This window comes from Blautia sp. AF19-1, from assembly GCF_003479155.1.
GTDB lineage: Bacteria > Bacillota > Clostridia > Lachnospirales > Lachnospiraceae > Fusicatenibacter > Fusicatenibacter saccharivorans.
The window spans coordinates 152323-158322 of the sequence record NZ_QUGQ01000008.1; the positions used below are offsets into that span (position 1 = coordinate 152323).

Sequence of the window (6000 nt, forward strand, 5' to 3'; positions counted from 1 at the left end):
TTCTGAAATATCAAGAATCTATGATCTATGTTGGATTTCTACGTTACATTTCTACACCGGAGCGTATCCGGAAAATCATTTCCGCAATCTGCAGAATTCTTTTCCGCAACAAAAAAAGAGGCCGCGCACCGTTTTTCCGGTGCGTCCTGCCTCCTCTTCTGTTTTTTATTCCGCCTTCTGCTCGGCTTTTTCTTCTGTCTTCTGATTTTCCTGTGAACTCAGGCTTTTCCTTTCCTGAATCATCTCCTGAATGATCTCATTTCCGCCTTCCTCCTGCCACTCTTTTACAAAGTCGTCAAAAGAAGAAAGCTCAGACTCGCCCCGGATAATTTTTAAAAAGGTCTCCGATTCCAGTTCTTTTAAGGTGTAACGATATGTTTCTGTGGTCTTCGTCCGGGTCGGATAAATCGTATTCACTCTTTGAATCTTTTCGTCGCTTAAAAGCGAGCAGGCTGTGATACGGGATAAATACGCGCTCCACTCCTCCGCACTCGCTGTTTTCGGGTTCTCCAGATAGGCGCGGCATACCTTTTCGAACGATCTTTCCAAAATCTCCAGCTCATCCTCCGATTTTTCCCCGTTCAGTGCCGCCTGCAGATTTTCGTAACAGATCGTCAGTGCCTGATTATAGTCGAGATTGATTGCTAAGGGGCGTGCCGTCGGATCGATATTTCCCGTATAATATTGCTGAAATTCTCCCCTTGGATCATCGTAGGAATAGCGCATATAATCAAACATCACCGACAGAATCTTCGGCACAATCTCCGGATATTCATACCCTTTTCGCACTACCACATAATTTCCGGTCAGCTTTTCGTTGCAGTATCGCACACTTCCATCCTTCCCGGTCCGAATCAGAAACGGCTGCCAGTCGGCCTCCGGATCCGTCTCATGACAGCGCCAGAGCGGGTTGTTCGGTGCCCACCACGGTGCGAAGAAAATGCCGCAGCGTCCCTGGGCAATGAGCTCGGCAATGTCATCCTGTGTGCGGATCAAAAAGTCCCGGTCAAGGACGCCCTCCTGGTACCAGTCGGCCAGCATGCCAAGTGCGTCTTTTACATTGGGCTGAACGGAACCATAAACCGGCATTCCTTCCGCATCCGTCAGCCATCTTCCCGGATATGCACCAAATGAGGCAAAAATAAGATTCATGCCGTATTCCGAAGAAATGCCCGTGCCGCCGTACAGAGTTGTGCTGACTGCAAGACCGATGTTACCCATCTCCTGGTTTGCCGGATTCTCCTCTGCAAACGTCAACGCAATATGTTTCACATCATCGATCGTTTCCGGTACGGAAAGTCCCAGTTTTTCCATCCAGTCCTTCCGCACCCATAGAAGATTCGGACCGTCCGAAATGTTGGTTTCCGGGAATGCCATCAGCTTTCCGTCAAAGGTACAGCCCTGCAGAATCTCCTCACCGTAGCTTGCATAAATATCCTTGATACGGTCGCTGGCACAATTTGCATAAACCTCTGTAAGATCGGCAAGCTGATCGTTTTTCTGCATGGCATTCATCGTTTTTTGATCCACAACCATGATATCGGCAATGTTTCCTGTTGCAATCATGGTAGAAATGCCAACGTTATAGGTATCACCGTAGTTTTCATAAACATCCTCGTTCTGTACATTAATGATTTCGCGGATCAGGCGTGTATAGGCATTGTCCTCATAGGTTTCTCCCTCCGGGAGATTGGAATTATTCACACCCGTCATTTTTGCCAGCGTGTACGTGATGGTTTCCGGGTAACGTCCGTACGGCGTTGTTTTCGCTTCCGTAAGAGCCGCAGCCTCATTTCCGGCAGCATCGGAAACAGAATCATTTCCTGCTGCGCCACTTTCTCCACAGCTGCTCAGCGCCATTCCCGCTGCCAGCAGTACAGCAAGGCCTGCCGCAAGTTTTTTTTGCATCATGCCTGTACCTCCCTTTCCACGCCCGGAATCCGCACCGTCACTTTTGTTCCCTTTCCCGGCTCACTCTCAATCGAAAGACCATACGCTTCTCCGTATTCGAGCTGAATCCGGGAATTGACATTCCGCACACCGTAGCCGCTGCTCTTCTCCGTCAAAATTGTCTGTGCTTTCTCCTGTTCCATACCAACACCATTATCTGCCACGGAAAGTACCACACAATTTCCGTCACGCCGTCCGCTGATTGTGATCACGCCGGGCTCACTGCCGCGCCGCCGGTCAATTCCATGCGCAATCGCATTTTCGGCAAGCGGCTGCAGAATCAGGTTCAATGTACGGTAATCCAGAATATCCTCCGCTACATCCATTTTAACCGTAAAGCTGTAGTCATGAAACATTTCCTGAATTTGCAGATACGAACGCACATTGTCGATCTCCTCGCGGATGGACATCGTATTTTTGCCTTTGTTCAGGGAAGTCCTGTAGTACCGCGAAAGCGCCAGCGTCGCCTTGCTGATATCATCCGAACCGATTTCCAGCGCTTTCCAGTTGATCAGCGACAGGGAATTATACAGAAAATGCGGGTTAATCTGTGCGCGGAGCGCCGTCATCTCATACTGTTTCTGGCGGATGCGGCTCTCATAGACTTCCTGAATCAGCTGACGGATGCGTGACAGCATCTGATTAAAGCCACGCGTCAGATCACCGATTTCATCCCTTTCTGTAGAAACCAGTTCCACTTCCAGATTTCCTTCTTCTACCTCGGACATTGTCATTTTTATCTTTTCAAGGCGGTGCGCCATGTTTCCGGAGAATTTCATAATCACGACCGCAGAGAAAATAACGCAGCCTGCCCACATCAGAAGAACCATCAGAAGAATCGGCTGCATCGGACTGATGATGCCTTTTTTCGGCAGATAGCACGCGGCATGCCATCCATTCTGCTCAATCTCCTTTTCCAGGAGAATGTAGTTCGCTGTATTCTGCTTCTCTTTTTTTTGTATCTTCTGAAAGTCTGAAAATTCCATCTGGTATTTTGCATTCCTGGTCATCTTCTGATTTTCATACAGCACTTCTTTGTCCTCATTGTAGACGAAAACACCGTAATCCTCATTAACTGTAAGCTCCATGGAGCCAAAAATCTTACTGTAGTCCATGGAAATGTATAAAAAACCGCCTTTTCCGTCATCAATCAGCGGCATAGACCGCACCAGCGTCACCGTTCCCTGATCCATATCAGCATACCAGTGAACATCATTGTCTGCCGGTGCTGTCCATTCATCATTTTCCATTTCCCGCGCCGGACGCAGATACGTGCCGTGCGGAATGACGAAATCACGCACATAGACCGTAGACTGTCGGATTTCCGGGTAAAAATAACTTAAGGAATCCATCATCGGATCAAACTCTTTCACCATGCGCTCGTATGCTTCGAAGCTGTTTTTGTCTTCTGCCTTTACAATCTGAACAATTGTCTGGTCGAATGCCAGATAGTCCGACATACTCTGGTGCAGCGCAAGCTCCGTATTCACATCGTCCACTGCCTGATCAAAGGTGGTTTGCAGATTTTTGATCTCACGCTCGACAAGTACACGACGCATCTGGGTGTAAAACAGTGTGAACATCAGGCACATTGGGAAAAGTCCTGTGAGAACGTAAGCCACGATAAGCTTCCGGTGTACCTTCATATCTGAAAATGCTTTTTTTATTCTAGCGGCAAATGATGTCATCTTACTCCCCCTGATCCCGGTATTTCTGCGGGCTGATTCCAAAATATTCGCGGAAGCTCTGACAGAAATAGGACACATTCACAAAACCGCACTTTTCACAGATTACGCCGATTTTTTCGTTTGTATTTTCGAGCATTTCCCGTGCGCGCTCCATACGGAAACCTTTTAAGTAGCGGCTCAGGTTTTCTCCTGTATTTTTCTTGAAAATGCTGCTCAGATAATTCGGTGTCATGCCAACCTCGCGCGCAAGCTGGTCAACACCCATGCCACTGTCAGAATAGTTCTCACGGATATACTGTTTAATCTGCTCGACTTCTCTGCGTTTCGCAACACCGCCGTCTGCGCGGAAGACCGTTTCGAGCCGGTCAATACCCATACGGACCGCTTGAATCACACCGGCCATGTTGCTGCTGTGATACAGGGCGTCGATCTCACGGTCCAGCTCTCGCTCATCTTTTCTCTCGAGATTGTCGTAAATCTCTTTCAGCAGATTGGAAAACATAAACTTAATGTAAATCTGGGAGAAAATCGTCTGATGTTCATACTTCTCGCAGAACTGGTCAAAGTGTTCACGCAGGCTCTCCAGATCCTTCATGCGAATGTCCTGCTGGATCTGGCGGATCAGGATTTCAGCATCAATCTGCACCAGCACCTCGGACTGCTCCTCCTGAAAAGGAAGAAAAACATGGTTTCCCGTGTGATAAAAGCGCCGCTCCATGAGCTGCTCCGTCTGTGCAAATGCATCGTAAAGCTCACCGTCCGGCGTGATCTCGCCCGACACGGCCAGAAAGCATTCCTGGTCCCACATTTCACGAATATAATGGTACAGCTTCCGTCCGAACGCTTCCCAGCCGCCATCCGGCTCCTCGCTAAAAAACAGGATGGACTGCTGTGGGTTCAGGTTCAGATAGTGAAACGGCATCTGCAAATCGCTCTGCATCTTTTCAATCTGTTCGCTGTTTACCTGTTCAAAATAGTTGTTGGCACACTCCAGCAGTACCATACGGCAAAAATCCCGGACAAAGCTCATATCGAGAAGCGTCTGTGTTTTCTCCTGCATTGCGTTGCGGCTCTGCCCATTGACCATCAGATACAGCAAATGTTCCCGCAGAAACTCCATACTTTCGTCCTTCCGTTTTTCCTCACGCTCACTCTTTGCAAGCTTTTCGTTGATTTCACCAACCACCTTTTCAAATTCTTCCGGGTTGACCGGTTTTAAAATATAGGCGGAAACCCCATAGGAAATCGCCTTTTTTGCGTAGGAAAACTCATCATACCCACTGAAAATCACAGTTTCCGTCCCCGGATACTCCTCATGAATCCGGGAAAGAAGCTCAATTCCATCCATGAACGGCATATTGATGTCGGTCAAAAGCACGTCAATTTTCTCTTTTTCAAACACCTCCAGCGCTTCCTCTCCATTGGAGGCCTCCAGAATATTCTCCCGGATATTCATCCGCGAAAGCAGCATCCGAATGCCCTTTCGCTCTATCATTTCATCATCTACAATCAGATATGTGTACATGCATCGATCCTCTTTCTAAGCAGCCTGCCTAAAGCGGCGCATACTGGTTTTATTATACCATTCCCGCGGCAGAATTGCATAGCATTTACCGCTCAAAACCGTTACCGGAAACGCAAAACCAGAGCCGGTGAAAACATTCTCATCCGACTCTGGTTTTTCTATTACATGATTTCAGGACACCACTCATCCTGTCCCGAATCAGGCCTTCGTCCTGTATAAGCCCAGAAAAATAACGCGCTCTTCCGATGTATCCGTGTCCGGGAAAGACAGGATCAGACTGTTTTTCTGCTCATCTTCCCACCTTGTCGTCTTTCCCTCAAGAATCTGATTCTCTCCCACCAGCAAATCTTCAAGTAATTCTGCCGCCTGATGAGCCAGCGTCTGCAGTACCGTTTGAAATTCAGATTCCGGAACCGTTATGGCATATTCCACAGATACCAGTTGATCATTCTGAAAAGAAAAGATTTCCTGAATATCATCCGACAGACTGGAAATGCTGATCGAATGAATGATTCGCGGATACGCTTCTCCTAACGTGGTATCAACATCATCTTCCGAAAGCTGCGTCTTCTGCAAAACATCTTCCATAGACATATCAAATTTCACATTCCCGGGCGACAGGGTGGAATGGCTGAAATCAACGGCATACAGAAAGATGTTGCTGTTATTTTGGGAACTCTGTGAGGAACATGCAGCTAAAAAACAACAGCAAATCCCCAAAAAGATCCTGCAAATTACCGTTGAAGTAAAACGAATATTACGATTTTCAATATTCATAATACCTCGTATAATCCAATTATCTTAGATGGTAATTGGATTTTTCCTTTCTCCCAGTTA

Annotated in this window: 4 protein-coding genes; all 4 read right to left on the bottom strand. The window is 47.5% G+C overall.

What is annotated here, in order from left to right; genetic code table 11:
• Positions 1-165 precede the first annotated feature (165 nt).
• Positions 166-1911: an extracellular solute-binding protein gene (locus DWX26_RS07480; RefSeq protein WP_117761303.1), complete on the bottom strand. Its 1746-nt coding sequence runs from the start codon at positions 1909-1911 to the stop codon at positions 166-168.
• Positions 1908-3638 carry a sensor histidine kinase gene (locus DWX26_RS07485; protein WP_158568552.1) on the bottom strand — a complete coding sequence of 577 codons (1731 nt, stop codon included), beginning with the start codon at positions 3636-3638 and terminating at the stop codon, positions 1908-1910. The genes DWX26_RS07480 and DWX26_RS07485 overlap by 4 nt, the downstream gene beginning before the upstream one ends.
• Before the next feature lies 1 nt (position 3639).
• Positions 3640-5163, bottom strand: a complete 1524-nt coding sequence (locus DWX26_RS17375; RefSeq protein ID WP_117761307.1) for a response regulator — start codon at positions 5161-5163, stop codon at positions 3640-3642.
• A gap of 198 nt (positions 5164-5361) precedes the next feature.
• Entirely contained in the window at positions 5362-5757 is a 396-nt protein-coding gene (locus DWX26_RS07495; RefSeq protein WP_117761309.1) for a hypothetical protein, read from the bottom strand.
• Between the last annotated feature and the right edge of the window lie 243 nt (positions 5758-6000).